This is a genomic window from Ochrobactrum sp. AP1BH01-1 (assembly GCF_018066705.1).
GTDB lineage: Bacteria > Pseudomonadota > Alphaproteobacteria > Rhizobiales > Rhizobiaceae > Brucella.
This window is the reverse complement of record NZ_JAGPOU010000003.1, coordinates 407,105-423,152: the sequence shown is the minus strand read 5'-3', so window position 1 is coordinate 423,152 and position 16,048 is coordinate 407,105. Positions and strand designations below refer to the sequence as shown.

Below are 16,048 nucleotides of genomic sequence, written 5' to 3'. Positions count from 1 at the left end.
CGTCTATGCGCTCCCGGGCGTTACTTTTCCGACGCCTGTTCACCATTGAAGGAAGCTGTTGTCAATGCGGTGCATTCGCTACAAAGTGTTCACATGATCGAACTTATCCGCACGAATGATTCCGTTCTGCTGTCCTTTGCCGAAGCCTTGATGAAAGAGGCCGGGATCGCTTATTTCATTGCCGACACGAATATGAGCATCATCGAAGGGTCTCTTGGCGTCTTGCCGCGCCGCCTGCTCGTCAGCGAAGACCAGCTTGAAGAAGCGCGGCAAATCCTGATCGATGCCAAGATTGAACACGAACTGCGCGATCAATGAATCTGGAAAACGAAAATGAGGCCGGAGAAACCCTCGATGTGTTCCATCGTGGGGCATTTCACCTCGTTCAGCCCGCATTGAAAGGTCATCGCTCGGGTGTGGATGCGATGATTCTGGCAAGTGCCGTTCCGAACGGATTTGCCGGGCGCGTTGCCGATCTCGGCAGCGGTGCCGGTGCCGCAGGACTTGCCGTCGCCTCCCGTTGCGCTGACGCCACCGTCACTCTTGTCGAACGTTCGGCCTTCATGGCCGGGTTTGCCCGCAAGAGCGTCGCGCATCCGCTGAATGCCGGTCTGGCGGACCGCATCAGCGTGATCGAAGCCGACGTGTCCCTCAAAGGCAAGGCGCGCATCGCCGCCGGACTTGCCGACAACAGCTTCGATTTCGCCATCATGAACCCGCCCTTCAACGAAGCGCGGGATCGCAGCACGCCCGATCCCTTGAAAGCGGAAGCGCATGTCATGCCGGAAGGCATGTTCGAACAATGGGTGCGCACTGCGGCAGCAATTGTGAAGCCCGGCGGCGGCGTTGCCATCATCGCCCGGCCCGGCTCCATTTCTGCCATTCTCGAAGCACTTTCAGGACGGTTCGGCGGGCTGAAGATCGTTCCCATCCAACCTCGCCCGGATGCGGCAGCGATCCGCATCGTCGTGACAGGAATACGCGGAAGCCGCGCCGGTCTCTGGCTGATGCCCGCGCTTGTTCTCCATGGCAGCGAGGGACATGGTTTCACGCCGCGCGCCGACGGCATCAATAACGGGCTCGACGCCCTCTTTTAGAATCTAGCTTCGCGGCTGTGCCAGCACGACCAGATTGCGGTCCGGGTCGCGCAATCTCAGAATCATCATATAGTCGGCGGTCTCGATATTGCCGGGGCGAATCCCGTCGAATGAAAGACGCGCGTGTTCGGCCCGCACATCACGGACGATGAGCGTCAGCGTGCCGTGCCCGGCGTCAGCCGGATTCTGGTAAAGCTGAAAGCCTGCGGAGGGGCCGTGATGCCATTCAGCCAGCCCCTGCATTGGCCGCGCATCCGGATTGCGGTCGAAGATCGTGGCAAACCAGTCCGTACTGCGTTCGAGTTCGGAACAACTAAGTTGGGCGACAATAGTTGTGAGCACCATCGTGGTCTCCTCCCGGACCGGATAACACGGCAGCATTTCATAAGTTCCAACGACCCAGAACTTGCCTATTTCAATCCAGGCAGGTGATTTTGATTGAAACCCTATATTCGAGCCAATATTCCTAAACCGCAATTTTCGTTCTGCGGCTCCCCGCCGCCCTTTTCCGAAAAAGCGCAAACAACAAAACGACAAGAACAGGCAACGGGAACCAATGAACCATAGCCCAAACAAAAGCCGTCCCGTATCGATCATGCGGCGTTTCCTGGATAGCGAATCCGCTGGCGGCATAAGTCTCATGGCGGCGGCAGCGCTCGCGCTGATCGTGGCGAACTCTCCGTTTTCGCACGCCTATTTCGAGGCGCTGCATCTCTATGTCGGGCCGCTCAGCCTTTCTCACTGGATCAATGACGCCTTGATGGCAGTGTTTTTCCTGCTCGTGGGACTGGAAATCAAACGCGAATTTCTCGACGGACAACTGGCCAGCTGGCCAAACCGCATGTTGCCCGGCATTGCCGCGGCTGGCGGCGTCATCCTGCCCGCCATCATCTTCACCGCGTTCAATTGGCACGATCCCGCCAAGGTGCGCGGCTGGGCTGTGCCATCCGCAACAGACATTGCCTTTGCGCTCGGCGTGCTGTCGCTGCTGGGGTCGCGGGTTCCCTCGAGCCTCAAGGTGTTTCTGGCGACACTTGCAATTCTTGACGATCTCGCGGCCGTCGTGATCATCGCCATTTTCTACACCGCCGAAATCTCCATGCCCTATCTCGGCGGCGCTTTCGCCGCCGCTATCGTACTGCTCATCATGAACCGGATGGGCGTGATGAAGCTCCTGCCCTACCTGATCGGCGGCGCAGTGCTCTGGTTCTTCGTGCTCAATTCCGGCGTTCATGCAACCGTTGCCGGCGTCGTGACTGCGCTGATGATTCCGCTAAAGCCCGCGCCCGGCAGGCCTGACGACATGACCTCCCCGCTGCATGTGCTCGAACATGCGCTGGCCAGGCCCGTCGCTTTCATCATCGTGCCGATTTTCGGTTTCGCCAATGCGGGCATATCATTTGCCGGTCTCGACGCCTCGGTGATGCGGGACACCCTCACGCTTGGCATCATGCTCGGCCTCTTCGTGGGCAAGCAGCTCGGCGTTTTCGGCGCGGCCTGGCTCGCCATCAAGACGGGCCTTGCGCAGAAGCCGCTCGGCGCCACATGGATACAGCTTTACGGCGTGGCGGTCCTCTGCGGCATCGGATTTACGATGAGCATCTTCATCGGCCTCCTTTCCTTCCCGTCCGAACTCATGCAGGCGGAAACCAAGATCGGCGTGCTGGCCGGTTCGGGCCTGTCGGCGATTTGCGGCTATATCCTGCTGCGGCTGGTCACAAAGCCGAAAAACGCCTGACGAACAAATACCGCCGCCCGGAAACAAATTTCCGGGCGGTTTTCTTTGTGTTTCCGATATTTCTTCCTACATTTGCCGCTGAGAGTTTTTCGTAGGAGTTTACCTTGCCCGGTTTATTGACGCGCCTTGTTCCGCGCCGCTTCCGTCCGGTTTCCATCGAGATACCAGTCGTGCGACTGCATGGCGCCATCATGTCTGGAGGATCTGCCTTTCGTCCGATGCTTTCATTGGCTTCGACGGCAGCGGTTCTTGAAAAGGCGTTCGCCGACAAGGAAGCGCCCGCCGTCGCAATTTCGCTCAATTCCCCCGGCGGCTCGCCGGTGCAATCCCGCCTGATCTACCGGCGTATCCGTGATCTCGCGGCAGAACACCAGAAAAAGGTTTTCATCTTCGTCGAGGATGTCGCCGCCTCGGGCGGCTATATGATCGCGCTGGCCGGCGATGAGATCATCGCCGATCCGTCATCAATCGTCGGCTCTATCGGCGTCGTATCGGCCTCATTCGGTTTCCCTGAACTTTTGAAGAAGATCGGCGTGGAGCGCCGCGTCTATACGGCAGGCTCCAACAAGGTGACGCTCGATCCCTTCCAGCCGGAGAAGAAAGCCGATATCGAACGGCTGAAATCCTTGCAGCTCGAAATCCACGAAACCTTCATCGACATGGTCAAGGAGCGTCGCGGCGCCAAGCTTGCGGAGGACGACGACCTGTTCACGGGGCTGTTCTGGACCGGCATCCGGGCTCACCAGCTTGGCCTGATTGACGGGCTCGGCGATATGCGCAGCTTCCTGCGCAAGACCTATGGCGACAAGGTCAAGCTCAAGCTGGTTGAACAGAAGCGCAGCCTTCTGGGGCGCAAGATGCCCGGCGTTGACATGGCCCTTAACGGGGTGTTGGGAAATCTTGAACCGGCTGCCGTTGCCGCCCATCTCGGCGACGGCCTGCTTTCGGTCGCAGAGGAAAAGGCGCTTTGGGCGCGTTATGGCCTTTGAAAAATAACGCGAAAAATAAAGCGCGGGCGAAAAACACCGCCGATTTTCCAACCAATGCTTTGAATTCCTTCGTTTCACCATGATATGGTGTCAGAAAGCGGGGCGGGCCGGTTCCCGCCCTTCCATGAATATCCGGGAACATCCGGCGTTTCGGCCTTCGCGATCCGGCGATCCGATGCGCAACCCTAAGGACTTGAGGCCATGCCCCAGCTCATCTTTCTGCTGCTGATCATCGCCGCCGCCTGGTACGGCTACCGCTCGTTCAAGCGCGAGGCCTCGCGCGTGTCCCAGCGTGTGCGTCAGGCGGAAAAGGAAACGCAGAACCGGGCTCACGGCACGTTGGTGCAGGATCCTAAAACCGGCGAATATTACGTCAAGAAGGATTGACCTTCCTTCACGAGCAACCGCCGATGAAGCGGCGTGATCGCCATGTTTTCCCATGTCCCGGTCCGTAATCAGAAATGACTGTTTCCCTGAAAGCCAAAACGCCTGTGAATGCCGGGGCTGCGCGTGCGGTTACGCGTCTGGCTCCCGCCAAGATCAATCTCGCGCTGCATGTGACGGGGCGTCGCGACGATGGCTATCATCTGCTCGACATGCTGGTGGTCTTTGCGCGCTATGGCGACATCATCCGTATCGAACCTGCCGAAGTGGACAGCTTTACGGTTGGCGGCCCCTTCGCAACCGGCATCCCGCTCGACGGCGGCAATCTGGTTCTCAAGGCGCGCGAAGCGCTGCGCGAGGAAACGCAGCGGTCTTTGCCGCCTGTCGCAATTCATCTGGAAAAGAACCTTCCGATTGCTTCCGGCATAGGCGGCGGATCGAGCGATGCCGCTGCAACCTTGCTCGCGCTTGATGCGTTGTGGGGGCTCGACCTGGGTTTCGAGCGGCTCGCCGCGATTGGCCTCGGTCTTGGCGCCGATCTGCCCATGTGCCTCCATGGCGCAGCGAAGGGCACCCCGCTTGCCGCACGCGGAATAGGTGAAGAGCTGACGCCGGTCAGCGGATTGCCCGCCTTGCCGATGCTGCTCGTCAATGATGGAACCGCTGTGGCAACGCCCGATGTCTTTCGCGCACTTGAAAAGCGCGACCATCCGGCACTGCAACTTGCGTCCCATGCAGATATCGCCTCTCTTTGCGCCTATCTGCGGACAACCCGCAACGACCTCCTGCCCCCGGCGCTGAAACTTGCACCACGGATCGGCGACAAGCTCGGCCTGCTTCGCGCAAGCGGATCGCTCTACGCACAGATGTCCGGTTCCGGCGCGACGTGCTATGCGATCTACGAAGATATGGCGGCCACCGAACGGGCAGCGACACGCTTCTCAGCCGAAAGACCTGATTGGTTCGTAATCGCGACCCAAAGTGTCCCTTCCTGAAAATAATTTCTGAACGGCTTCCCCACCGAAACTCCGCAAAACCGCGCTATTGTTCACTCTCATTGGACAATATATTGGGACAGACTGTTCGCGCTTTTTGAACAAAAACCCTTCTACAACAGTTTTGTGAAGACTGAGATACAGTTCAACACACTGAATTTATTATATTATTCTAAAATTATTATTTACGTCTTGTAAAATTGGCTGCACGAATGTGTGATCAAGAAAACATTTTCGTGACTGGAACTTTTGCTCACTGTCACCCATTTCAGGTGCATCGGAACGACGAACAAAACGCCGCTCCAGTTTCCAAGGAGATAGGAAAATGAAAAAGATTGTTCTTGCTGCCGCTGCCCTCGCTCTTAGCGCCGGAGCTGCCTTTGCTGAAAACCCGCGCGTTGGCGAACCTGCCGATCTTTACGCAAACGACCGCACCCCGGTCGCTTCCCAGAAGGTCGACTACACCGCTCCCGCCTCGATCGGCCAGTCCTCTTTCCAGGACGGTTCGGCTCATCGCTTCGGTGACGCATCGCCTTCGAGCTACCAGAACTAAGTCTTTTCCGAAGACTTGACGCAGGGCGTCGTCAGTGGCCTCCCAGCCGATGACGCCCGGTGAATTCCGGAGCTGGAAATTCCTCCCAATCATCCAGCTTCGCCCAGTTATCTCCCCGATGGATGGCATGGTTGCCACCCGGGAGCCCCGGAAAGGCTTCTATGCCATCCGAAGGGGCGGTTTGTTTCACTGCATTTGTGCGAAGCCGAATGTGTCCATTTGACCGCAAAATGCTCGATAAGGATTATGAAAATGAAGAAGTTTGCTCTTGCCGCCGTTGCCGTTGCCCTTAGCGCCGGTGCTGCTTTCGCTGAAAACCCGCATGTCGGCGAACCTGCCGATCTCTATGCAAATGACCGCACGCCCGTTGCAACGCAGAGCCAGAAGCTCGACTACACGGCTCCTGCCTCGATCAACAAGGCTCCGGTCTATCAGAACGGTTCGGCTCATCGCTTCGGCGACGCTTCGCCGTCCAGCTACGAGAACTAATCCAGACAGCATGTCTGTTGAAAAAAGGCGAAGCTTCGGCTTCGCCTTTTTGTTTGTTCAGCCTTCGGCGGGCGGCAGGATGGCGTGCTTGAGCCGGACAGGCTTCAAACGCTGCGGAAGCTCATCGAACGACACGCCGTCGAGCAGCAGCGGCTTCACCACATCGAGCTGAACCAGAAGCCCGGCATCAAGCGTCGCCTTGTGACCGAAGAGGTTGCGGACTGCTCCGAGCCCGCTATCTTCGGGCAATGAAAAGCGCGCGGTAGCGCCGCCATGTTCCATGTGTCGGCGCAGAGCTTCCTCCCAACCCTCTTGCGGGATAGCGCCCGGTCTCAACAGCAGCACCCACGGCGTGCGGATTTCATCGAGCGCTGTCTTGATATCCTTTTCGGCATGGAACGCGCAGCCCGCACCCAACGTCACCAGAGCGGTCTCATCCGACGAGCCCCTGTCGATGACCGACACGCGTCGCAGCAAACCCTCCACCACCGCTGGCACCAAAGCCGAAAGCGTGTGGGCCAGCGCTTTTTCTGAATTCAGGGTTTCGAGCACGACGGACAACATGGGCGCTTCATATATCAATAACACGTGAGCGGAAAGCCGGCGCGGATATGTTCTTGATTTGTTCTATAACTTGCGATAGGAATAGATTCATCAGAACAGAGTCGCATGGCAGCACGGCACGCGCCACAGAACAGTTCCCGCTTTTGAAAGGCACTGTTCCCCGGTCAGGTTTCGCCGTGGCTGTGAGTGGCCAGATGTTTCCATGCAGGGAGACGACGATGGAAGTGATCCACCAGGCAGACATCATCAAGCAGGCCGACAGGGCTGCCTTCGGTAGCGGGCGGGCGGATCACGCCAATGCGGTGATTGGCGAGGCCGGATTGCGCATCGATCACGCCCGGCGGCGTGGACGCGGAGCGGGTATCAATCCGACCGGGCGCTTCGAGCCGACGACGCGCCAGGATTTCGACGATGGCTGGACCACGCTGGAAGAACTGCCGCCGTTCAAGACCGATGTGCAGATCGAGAAGCCGCGGACGATCATCACCCGCAATGATTCCCCCGACATCAGCTTCGACCGTTCGATCAATCCCTATCGCGGTTGCGAGCATGGCTGCATCTATTGCTTTGCCCGGCCCACGCATAGCTACATGGGGCTCTCTGCCGGTCTCGATTTCGAATCCCGGCTCTTTGCCAAGCCGGATGCCCCGCGCCTTCTGGAACGTGAGCTGGCCAAGCCCAGCTATCAGCCGAAGACCATCGCCATCGGCACCAATACCGATCCCTATCAGCCGGTCGAAAAGAAGTGGCGCATCATGCGCGAAATTCTTGAAGTGCTGGAAGCGGCCAATCATCCGGTCGGCATCGTGACGAAATCGGCTTTGGTCGTGCGTGACATCGATATTTTGAGCCGCATGGCCGAGAAGGGGCTGGCCAAGGTCGCCCTGTCGGTCACGACGCTCGATGCCCATCTGTCCCGCACGATGGAACCGCGCGCCTCCACGCCGACGCTGCGGCTGCAGGCCATCCGCAAACTGGCCGATGCGGGCATTCCCGCCTCGGTCATGATGGGGCCGGTCATCCCCGGCATCAACGATCATGAGATCGAACGCATTCTGGATGCCGCCTATGCGCAAGGCGCGCGCGAGGCGGGTTATGTCCTGCTGCGCCTGCCGCTGGAAGTCGCGCCCTTGTTCAAGGACTGGCTGCTGCGCAATTATCCGGATCGCTATCGGCATGTCATGTCGCTGGTGCGTTCCATGCGCGACGGGAAGGATTATGACGCCGAATGGGGCAAGCGCATGCGTGGCACCGGCCCCTATGCATGGCAGATCGGCCGCCGTTTTGAAATCACCGCGCGCAAGCTCGGCTTCAATGCACGCCGTCTTCAGTTGCGCACCGATCTGTTCGAACCGGTCGAAAAGGGAGGCAAGCAGCTTTCGTTGTTCTAGAGAGGACCAAGGTGAAGCTTACCTTTGGCCCGCGCCGCTTTTCAAACTGCATGACCTGTCAGTTGTCTGTTCAATTTCCGTCTGATTGTCCTACAGACGGAGGGGCTGCCTGCTTTCACGCCACCATCCTCGAGCAGGGCCCTTGCGGAGAATCGGAAGCAATGCGAGCATTGCCGCCAAATGAAACGCTCGGCTTCTGATTCTCCGCTCCTTTTCGAGATCCCGCTCGCGCCTGATTTCTCTCAGGAGAAAAGGCTGCTTTCGCGTGGATTGAAGCATATCGTCGGCATAGACGAGGCGGGACGCGGGCCATTGGCCGGTCCGGTGGTTGCCGCCGCCGTCGTTCTGGATGCCGACAATCTCCCGGACGGGCTCGACGATTCCAAACGCCTCACGGCTGCGAAACGCGAGGTGCTCTACGAGATCATTCTCGCAAAAGCCATCACCGTTTCGGTTGCAAGCCTCAGCGCCCGCAGCATCGACGGAAGCGATATCAGGAAGGCGGCGCTTGAAGCCATGCGGCGCGCATCCATCGGGCTGACCCTGCGTCCATGTCACGCGCTGATCGATGGCCGCGATGTTCCGCCGGGGTTGCTTTGCCCGGGTTCAGCTCTGGTCAAAGGGGATCAGCGCTCCATTTCGATCGCTGCGGCTTCCATCGTCGCCAAGGTGACGCGAGACCGCATGATGATCCGGGCCGGTGCGGCGCATCCACCCTACGGGTTGGAAATTCATGCGGGCTATGCGACGGAAAGGCACCGCGCTGCCATAGAGACGGCGGGGCCCGTGCCCGGCATCCACCGCTACACCTTCGCCCCCATCAAAGATCGCTTCGGCGTTTAAACCGTCGCCAGCTTGGCAGCAAAGCCGAACAGCAGCGCTGCAAAACCCCAGCGCTGGACGGACTGTATGGCCGGATAACGCTTGAACAGGGTTCCGAGCGACGAGCCTGTAAAGGCATAGAGCGTATCGAACAACAAGCCGACCGTCGTCAGGATGCCGCCCAGAACCGCGAATTGCAGCGCGATGCTGCCATTTCCGGGATGGACGAATTGCGGCAGCAGGACGGAGCAGAAAAGCAGCGCTTTCGGGTTGAGCAGATTGGTGAGGAGACCCTTGCGGGCCGAAGCCAGATAGGATCGCCGTTCACGCACGCCGCCAACTGCATCGACTGTCGGCAAAGGGTGGCGCAGGATCCCAATCGCAAGCCAGACCAGATAACCGGCGCTTACGATCCGCACGCAATGAAACGCGACAGGAAAGGCATGCAGAAGCGCTGCCAGACCAATTGCGGCGAGAGCCACATGGCACGTGCGCGCGATGGCGAGGCCAGCGGCAGCGGCCAGCGCGTGCGCCCTGCCCTGCGCGGCGCCGGTCTGCAGCAGCAGAAGCATGTCCGGCCCCGGAATAAGAAATGCTGCGGCCAGTGCGCCCGCGTATAACCACATCTCGCTCATCGCTATCGCCCGTAAAATTCTTGCCAAGCTGACCGCGGCGCGAACATTCCTCAAAACGGTGCCGGTCGCGAAGCAGTTACAGGTCCAAGATTATCCGGTGACGACGGCGCATGTCCTTGCGATTTGTGGCGCGTGGCCCTGCATTTGTGATATAATCGGCCAATAATTTCACTTAGATTATCAGATCATGCCAAAACTTAAGTTAGACGCTATCGACCGCAGAATCCTGTCGGCACTTCAGGAAGACGCCCGGCTTTCCAATGTCCAGCTGGCGGAGAAGATCGGCCTTTCGCCCTCTCCCTGCCTGCGGCGCGTCAAGATGCTCGAAAAGGCGGGGGTCATTCAAGGCTATCACGCGGCCCTGGATCGCAATGCGGTCGGGCTGGGGCTGACCGTCTTCGTCGGCATAAGGGTGGAGCGCCATCACGAGGAAACGGCAACCGCGTTCCGCACTTCCGTGCAAAATCTGCCGGAGGTGTTTTCCTGTCACCTCGTATCCGGGGAATCCGATTTTCTGCTGCAGGTCGTAGTGGCCGACCTTGCCGCCTATGAACGGTTCTTATCCGGCACGCTGCTGCGCCTTCCCGGTGTGATCGACATTCGCAGCAACTTCGCTATCCAGACAGTCAAATCGCAAGGGGAACTGCCGCTTGCGCATCTGACCGAAAGCGAAAACTGACTGCACTTCAAACCATCGGAGCCCGTCATGCCAGACATCGTCAATGCGGTTCTCCTCGGCTCTCAGGGTATTCTTCTGGGCCGCCGCAGCCCGGATCGTCGGGCCTATCCGAACCGGTGGAGTTTTCCGGGCGGGCATGTCGAGGCAGGCGAGAGCTTTGAAAGCGCGCTCCAGCGAGAAATCCGGGAGGAACTTGGGCTGACGCTTCGCTCGTTTTCGTTCCTCGCCAGCATAGAGGTGGAAAATCCCGCAGCGTCATTTCATCTCTATACCGTCACCGCATGGGACGGACAGCCTGCCATCCGCGACCGGGAACACACGGAACTGCGATGGTTCACGCTACAGCAAGCCCATGCTTTGGATGATCTTGCCTTGGAGGCATATCGGCCACTGTTGCGAGCGCTGGCAGAATAGAAACCAGCTTCCACGCAGCGCGGCACTGAAATCAGTTGCTATGAAGCCAAAAACAAAAACGCCGCCCATTCGAGGCGGCGTTTTTTGAAAACTTTGTTTTTGCAGCATTTCCGAACGCAAAACCGTTTCACACTTTTGCTGGAAATGCTCCAGGATCAGTTCAGGTTCGTCTTGACCTGAGACAGGGCATCCTTGAACAGATTGCCTGCCACCTTCGCATCGACCTTTTCGGCAACGACCTTGCCGGCTGCGGCGACTGCGAGGTCGACTGCCGAAGCGCGAACCGCGTTGATGGCATCGACTTCAGCCGTTGCGATCTTCTGCTCGGCAAGCTTGTTGCGGCGTACAACATACTCTTCCGTCGCGCGCTTGGCATCTTCGAGAAGCGCCTTGGCTTCACGCTCGGCGGAAGCAACGATGTCGCTTGCTTCCTTTTCGGCTTCCTTGCGCTTGCGATGATATTCGGCCAGCAGCTGCTGAGCTTCTTCGCGAAGCGTGCGGGCTTCTTCCAGCTCGTTCTTGATACGATCAGCGCGCTCGTCGAGCGAACGACCGACCATGCCCGGAACCTTCAGGTAAGCCAGGATTGCCAAGAAGATAATGAGGCCAACCAGTGCCCAGAATGTAGCGTCCATTGTCCTCTCCTCAGGCGTTCGAAGCCTTGACGGCTGCTGTTACCGAAGCCTTGTCGGCCTTGGTGCCCAGAAGCTGTTCGACGATCTCTGCCGTGGTTTCCTCGGCAATGTTGCCGACGTCGCTCATGGCCTTGGCCTTGATCGCGGCGATACGTTCTTCGGCTTCCTTGAGCTTGCCTTCAAGCGCTGCTTCAGCGGAAGCGCGCTCTGCGTCGGCTTCGCCCTTGCCCTTTTCGCGGGCGGCTTCTGCAATCGAAGCAGCCTTGGTGCGGGCCTGGGCCAGTTCCTGCTCATAGGCAGCAATAGCGTTGTCGGCATCCTGCTTGAGGCGGGCGGCCTGCTCGAGATCCTGAGCGATGCGGTCGCGACGGGTTTCGATCACGCCGCCGATGCGCGGCAGAACCACGCGCGACATGAACAGATAGAAAAGCCCGAAGGTGATCGCCAGCCACAGGAGCTGCGAAGCGTAATGGGTGGAATCAAACGGCGGGAATACGCCGCTGCCGTGTCCGGCATCGTGAGCGACCCCGGTTTCGGTGTGCACAGCATCGGCTGCGCCGTGCTCGCCAGCAGCAGGTGCCGGTTGCGATTCGGTGGCGGTTTGGGCAAACGCCGTGGACACGAACATCCAGATTTCCCCTTTAATCCAGCACGATCCGTTCCCGATGGAGAGAGACCATGCCTTACTCAGACGACATATGCAAAGGCCAGCCGCGTCTGCATCTTCCGACGGAACACGGCCTTAAAGGCCATGTTCCAAAAGCTGCTTCGCGGCCAGCCCGTTTCTTGCGACCGTTGATTAGACGGCGAAGAGGAGCAGAAGCGCGATGAGCAGCGAGAAGATGCCCAGAGCTTCCGTAACGGCGAAACCGAACACCAGACGGCCGAACTGGCTGTCAGCAGCGGACGGGTTGCGCAGAGCGCCGGAGAGGTAGTTGCCGAAGATATTGCCGAGGCCGAGAGCCGTACCGGCCATACCGAAACAGGCGAGACCGGCGCCGATGTACTTTGCTGCTTCCGCTTCCATGTTAAGCTCCTTCTGGATTGAATATAAGCGCGGATTTCAGTTCTGGCGGTCGCCCGCCGGCTTGAACTCAGTGTCCCGGATGTACAGCGTCGTTGATGTACATGCAGGTGAGAACGGTAAACACGTAGGCCTGCAAGAAGGCTACGAGGAATTCGAGTGCGGTGATCGCGACCGTCATGATCAGTGGCAGGACAGCGCCGCCGATGCCGATCGGGCCGAGGGCTGCCAGCGAGACGACGAAGCCCGCAAAAACCTTGAGCGTGATGTGACCGGCAAGCATGTTCGCAAAGAGACGAACCGAGAGGCTGATCGGACGCGACAGGAACGAAATGATTTCAATGGCGACAACCAGCGGCACGATGATGCCGGGAACGCCGCTCGGCACGAACAGCTTGAGGAAGCCGAAACCGTGCTTGAAGAAACCGTAGATGATGACCGTGCCGATAACCAGAACGGCAAGCGCGAAGGTCACGATGATCTGGCTCGTAACCGTATAGAAATACGGGAAGAGGCCAAGGAAATTTGCGACCAAAACGAACATGAACAGCGAGAAAACGAAGGGGAAGAACTTCATGCCCTTCGACCCTGCCGAATCCCGCAGGCTGGTGGCCACGAATTCGTAGGCCATTTCCGACACCGACTGAAGACGGGTCGGGATCAGGCCGCGACCCGAGGACGTCAGATAAAGGAAGCCCGAAGCGACCACGACGGTTGCGACCATGAAGGCCGAAACATTCGTGAACGAAAGGTCCACACCGCCTACGTCGATGGGAATCCACCGGGAAACCTGGAACTGATGGATCGGATCGTTCGCCACCTTAACCTCGTCTGTCTTCCCTGCCCGAAGGCAATTTGGCCTGCCCTAAGACAAGTTTGCTTGCCCAAGGCGTTTCAGTCTCGGGCACAAGGCCCACTTGTTCACTTACACTTGAACGAACTTTACCGTGAAGCCCGCCAAGCCCTATTTCTTGTCGTTCTTTTCCGCGCTAGACTTGATGCCGCCCTGTTCGGCAACATATCCAGCGGAACGAAGCACGTTGAGGACGCCCGCACCGAAGCCCAGAAGGAGAAATACGATCAATCCCCAGGGCGACGTACCGGCGGCGCGATCGATGAACCAGCCAATCAGCGCACCGACCACAACCCCTGCGATGAACTCGCTGGAAATCTTCATGGCCTGCGCGACCGAGCTTGCCGTCGCCGATCGCTCCTCCTCGGAAGCCGGTTGCTTGAACATACCCTTTTTGGCCAGCTCGGCCTCCAGGCGGTTCAAGCGCTGATCCAGCTCCCCGGAACCGGGTTCATTCTTCGCATTCTTGATCGCACCGGATGGCTTTCCGGGTTCAGTCCCGCGCGCCATTGGCAGCTCCCTTTTTCAAGAAATACGAGGATTTCAATCCCATTTCCAAGTTGCGCGCAACATATTGACACGCCGCTCGCTAGTCAAGGCGCTGCAGGCATTGCTCCAAAAGGTTTTTTATCGAGCAATTTCAAATTGTTAGCCGCTGGTGCGACTCATTTTCCGACCAAAGGACCAGATTGGCCACATTATTGGCTAAAAAAACGGAATCGATTTTAGACAGCCGCGCCGTATTCGGTGCAGGACGAAGGCCGGTCTTATGCGCCTGTTCGACCCTTTAGTCCGCTAACAAAAACGTGACTTGAAACGCGTCGATCCGTCCGTGGCGCGGAGAGGATGCTCAACTCCATCCGCCGCCATAGGTCCGGTAGAAGACATGGAGACCGATCTTGGTGACCTTCTTCATGGTCGGCGCCCAGAACGGGCGGACATAGGTCGCGTGGTAATGGGTGGCGGAACCGACTTCCGGCAGCCATATCTGACCGGCGGAGACCGTCTTTGCCACCTGCTGCGCCATGCGCCATTGCGGCATTTCGGTCACGCGGTGCTTCTGGCCGTCGCAGGCAAAGGAAAACTGGCAGGCATTGAGCCAGTCGCGGTTCTGGTAGACCACGCCGCAGATCGTTCCCGGATAGGCGGGATTGCGCACGCGGTTGAGGACGACCTGGGCGACGGCGACCTGCCCCTTTACCGTTTCGCCGCGCGCTTCATAATAGACAGCTTCGGCGAGGCACTTCTGTTCGCTCTTGCTGAATGCGGCGGGCGGCAGCGGCGTTGCGGCCCATTCGTGATCCTGCTCGCTGATCGGCGGCACGAAGCGGCCTTCATCCGGCTGCGGCTTCAAGATGCTTTCGAAAGGCGATGTCTTGCCATAGTCCGGCGACGCAGGCGCATAACCAAGGGCCAACACATCCGGCTGGTCATTGGTAATGAGCTTGGCAAGCTGGGTTGGCATCTCGGCGCGCGGCTTCGGCGGCTGGACCGCGTGGAACGCCATGGTGATGGCGACTTCCTTGCCCTCCAGCTTGCTGGAGAAGGCCATTTTCGCGTCCGTCTTTTCCGGCGGACGCGTGATCATGCTGATCTTTTCAAACATGCTGCCGGCGGTGAAGGCCTTGGCTGGCGCCTTCGGCTTCACCGAAACAAGACGGCCCGTCTTGTCGGCGCGGTGGATGCGGTTTTCGTCCGGGTTGGGATCGTCCGGGCCGAGCTTTGCCGTCTTGCGTCCACCGGAGAGCGCAACGCGGCCTATCCCCGGCACTTCGATGCCGTTGGTGGCGATGCTGCCGGTCACGGTCGTTGCATCGACGAACGGCATTTCGGCCTGATGGACGGAGCCGACCGGCGCCTTGGCGACAAAGGCTGTCCAGCGATGCGTTCCCATGTCTGCCGACGGCACGAGGCTCGCCATGTCCTGTAAGGCAATCGCATTGGAATTGAAGAGATAGGTTATGGCCGCAAGAACCAGCGGCACCACACGGTGCGGCTTATGAACTGTCTGGCGGGGCTTTGCACGGACGGCGTAATAGCGCCCCTCCTCCGGGCAATAGCCCGTGACAGGGTAATGCCACACCGGCTCGGCAACGGCCTTCCTTCGACCAAACAGCGCTCGTAAAGATACAAGACGCACCGCACACTCCACTCACACTGACTAAACTGATGCGGTGATAACGGAGTATTAACCTTGTCCGATGGGTTGAGGACACGCTTGCAGCTCTGGCTAATACAGTCATTATCAGCAGCGCGTTAACCATGAACGAATATGGTTAATGCGGGGTTTAAGCAGTTTCAGCTTTGCGAAAACCGGATTGCTGTGGTGAGGAGGTGCATCATGGATAAGGTCACGGGCGGCTGCCTGTGCGGCAATGTACGCTTTGAAGCGGCGGGACGACCATACCGGGTCGGCATCTGCCATTGCCTCGACTGTCGCAAGCACCATGGCGCGCTGTTTCACGCGTCCGCGATATTTCCCGAAGCAGCGGTTACGGTCGAAGGAGAAACCCGCGACTATGCGGGACGCCATTTTTGTCCGCGTTGCGGATCGCCGGTTTTCGGGCGCAGCGGCGATGAAATCGAAGTCAATCTCGGTTCCCTCGATGCACCGGATCAGTTCAGGCCGACCTATGAGCTCTGGACCATCCGCCGCGAAACCTGGCTGCCGCCTTTCCGGGACATACGCGGCTATGAACGCGACCGCGACGGATCGAGCCGCTTTGAAGATTAGGCCCCCTCTTTTCTTTAATGACAGCCGTTCTATTTGCGATAATGATATTGTT

At 58.8% G+C, this 16,048-nt stretch carries 22 protein-coding genes; 13 read left to right on the top strand and 9 right to left on the bottom strand.

The annotated features are described in order from the left end of the window. Positions 1-93 precede the first annotated feature (93 nt). Positions 94-318, top strand: a complete 225-nt coding sequence (locus J9800_RS12645) for a putative signal transducing protein (RefSeq protein ID WP_112590588.1) — start codon at positions 94-96, stop codon at positions 316-318. After that, complete coding sequence (locus J9800_RS12640; RefSeq protein ID WP_112590466.1) at positions 315-1,097, top strand: tRNA1(Val) (adenine(37)-N6)-methyltransferase; 783 nt, start codon at positions 315-317, stop codon at positions 1,095-1,097. The genes J9800_RS12645 and J9800_RS12640 overlap by 4 nt, the downstream gene beginning before the upstream one ends. A 3-nt stretch (positions 1,098-1,100) precedes the next feature. On the opposite strand, the gene J9800_RS12635 is transcribed toward J9800_RS12640, so the two are convergent. Continuing rightward, positions 1,101-1,442 (bottom strand): VOC family protein, encoded by a 342-nt coding sequence (locus J9800_RS12635; protein WP_112590467.1) that lies wholly within the window; start codon positions 1,440-1,442, stop codon positions 1,101-1,103. A gap of 211 nt (positions 1,443-1,653) precedes the next feature. Here J9800_RS12635 and nhaA point away from each other — a divergent pair, with 211 nt between their 5' ends. The 6 genes from nhaA (at position 1,654) to J9800_RS12605 (ending at position 6,245) form a co-directional block, all read left to right on the top strand. Next, positions 1,654-2,835 carry a Na+/H+ antiporter NhaA gene (gene nhaA, locus J9800_RS12630; protein ID WP_112590469.1) on the top strand — a complete coding sequence of 394 codons (1,182 nt, stop codon included), beginning with the start codon at positions 1,654-1,656 and terminating at the stop codon, positions 2,833-2,835. A gap of 104 nt (positions 2,836-2,939) precedes the next feature. Next, positions 2,940-3,824, top strand: a complete 885-nt coding sequence (locus J9800_RS12625) for a S49 family peptidase (RefSeq protein WP_112590471.1) — start codon at positions 2,940-2,942, stop codon at positions 3,822-3,824. A 201-nt stretch (positions 3,825-4,025) separates the two neighbouring features. Further along, the gene (locus J9800_RS12620; RefSeq protein WP_112590472.1) at positions 4,026-4,211 is read left to right on the top strand and encodes a hypothetical protein; all 186 of its coding nucleotides are present in this window, start codon (positions 4,026-4,028) and stop codon (positions 4,209-4,211) included. 74 nt (positions 4,212-4,285) lie between these two features. Next, complete coding sequence (locus tag J9800_RS12615) at positions 4,286-5,203, top strand: 4-(cytidine 5'-diphospho)-2-C-methyl-D-erythritol kinase (protein WP_112590474.1); 918 nt, start codon at positions 4,286-4,288, stop codon at positions 5,201-5,203. A 325-nt stretch (positions 5,204-5,528) separates the two neighbouring features. Beyond that, the gene (locus tag J9800_RS12610) at positions 5,529-5,756 is read left to right on the top strand and encodes a hypothetical protein (RefSeq protein WP_105541146.1); all 228 of its coding nucleotides are present in this window, start codon (positions 5,529-5,531) and stop codon (positions 5,754-5,756) included. Positions 5,757-6,008: 252 nt separating this feature from the next. Further along, complete coding sequence (locus tag J9800_RS12605; RefSeq protein WP_112590590.1) at positions 6,009-6,245, top strand: hypothetical protein; 237 nt, start codon at positions 6,009-6,011, stop codon at positions 6,243-6,245. Between the two features lie 57 nt (positions 6,246-6,302). Here J9800_RS12605 and J9800_RS12600 read toward each other — a convergent pair whose 3' ends face one another. Beyond that, a complete protein-coding gene (locus J9800_RS12600) occupies positions 6,303-6,809 on the bottom strand; it encodes a glycosyl transferase (protein ID WP_112590475.1) in 507 nt (168 codons plus the stop codon). Positions 6,810-7,027: 218 nt separating this feature from the next. Here J9800_RS12600 and J9800_RS12595 point away from each other — a divergent pair, with 218 nt between their 5' ends. Next, positions 7,028-8,200, top strand: coding sequence for a PA0069 family radical SAM protein (locus J9800_RS12595; protein WP_112590477.1), 1,173 nt, complete (start codon positions 7,028-7,030; stop codon positions 8,198-8,200). 180 nt (positions 8,201-8,380) lie between these two features. Next, positions 8,381-9,043, top strand: coding sequence for a ribonuclease HII (rnhB, locus tag J9800_RS12590; RefSeq protein WP_112590478.1), 663 nt, complete (start codon positions 8,381-8,383; stop codon positions 9,041-9,043). Here the strand turns inward: rnhB and J9800_RS12585 are convergent. After that, positions 9,040-9,657 (bottom strand): LysE family translocator, encoded by a 618-nt coding sequence (locus tag J9800_RS12585; protein WP_114214057.1) that lies wholly within the window; start codon positions 9,655-9,657, stop codon positions 9,040-9,042. The genes rnhB and J9800_RS12585 overlap by 4 nt on opposite strands. A gap of 187 nt (positions 9,658-9,844) precedes the next feature. On the opposite strand from J9800_RS12585, the gene J9800_RS12580 reads away from it, so the two are divergent. Then, positions 9,845-10,336: an Lrp/AsnC family transcriptional regulator gene (locus tag J9800_RS12580; protein WP_114214058.1), complete on the top strand. Its 492-nt coding sequence runs from the start codon at positions 9,845-9,847 to the stop codon at positions 10,334-10,336. A gap of 27 nt (positions 10,337-10,363) precedes the next feature. Next, entirely contained in the window at positions 10,364-10,750 is a 387-nt protein-coding gene (locus J9800_RS12575) for an NUDIX domain-containing protein (protein WP_114214059.1), read from the top strand. A 155-nt stretch (positions 10,751-10,905) separates the two neighbouring features. Here J9800_RS12575 and J9800_RS12570 read toward each other — a convergent pair whose 3' ends face one another. The 6 genes from J9800_RS12570 to J9800_RS12545 form a co-directional block, all read right to left on the bottom strand. Continuing rightward, a complete protein-coding gene (locus J9800_RS12570; RefSeq protein ID WP_112590487.1) occupies positions 10,906-11,385 on the bottom strand; it encodes a F0F1 ATP synthase subunit B in 480 nt (159 codons plus the stop codon). A gap of 10 nt (positions 11,386-11,395) precedes the next feature. Further along, positions 11,396-12,013, bottom strand: a complete 618-nt coding sequence (locus J9800_RS12565) for a F0F1 ATP synthase subunit B (protein ID WP_112590489.1) — start codon at positions 12,011-12,013, stop codon at positions 11,396-11,398. A 171-nt stretch (positions 12,014-12,184) separates the two neighbouring features. Next, positions 12,185-12,412, bottom strand: a complete 228-nt coding sequence (locus J9800_RS12560) for a F0F1 ATP synthase subunit C (protein WP_006466154.1) — start codon at positions 12,410-12,412, stop codon at positions 12,185-12,187. Positions 12,413-12,479: 67 nt separating this feature from the next. Next, positions 12,480-13,229, bottom strand: coding sequence for a F0F1 ATP synthase subunit A (locus J9800_RS12555; protein WP_006472926.1), 750 nt, complete (start codon positions 13,227-13,229; stop codon positions 12,480-12,482). 144 nt (positions 13,230-13,373) lie between these two features. Further along, complete coding sequence (locus tag J9800_RS12550) at positions 13,374-13,772, bottom strand: AtpZ/AtpI family protein (RefSeq protein ID WP_114214060.1); 399 nt, start codon at positions 13,770-13,772, stop codon at positions 13,374-13,376. Positions 13,773-14,112: 340 nt separating this feature from the next. Further along, positions 14,113-15,402 (bottom strand): cell wall hydrolase, encoded by a 1,290-nt coding sequence (locus J9800_RS12545; protein ID WP_114214061.1) that lies wholly within the window; start codon positions 15,400-15,402, stop codon positions 14,113-14,115. Between the two features lie 201 nt (positions 15,403-15,603). Here J9800_RS12545 and J9800_RS12540 point away from each other — a divergent pair, with 201 nt between their 5' ends. Further along, complete coding sequence (locus J9800_RS12540; protein WP_112590493.1) at positions 15,604-15,996, top strand: GFA family protein; 393 nt, start codon at positions 15,604-15,606, stop codon at positions 15,994-15,996. Positions 15,997-16,048 lie beyond the last annotated feature (52 nt).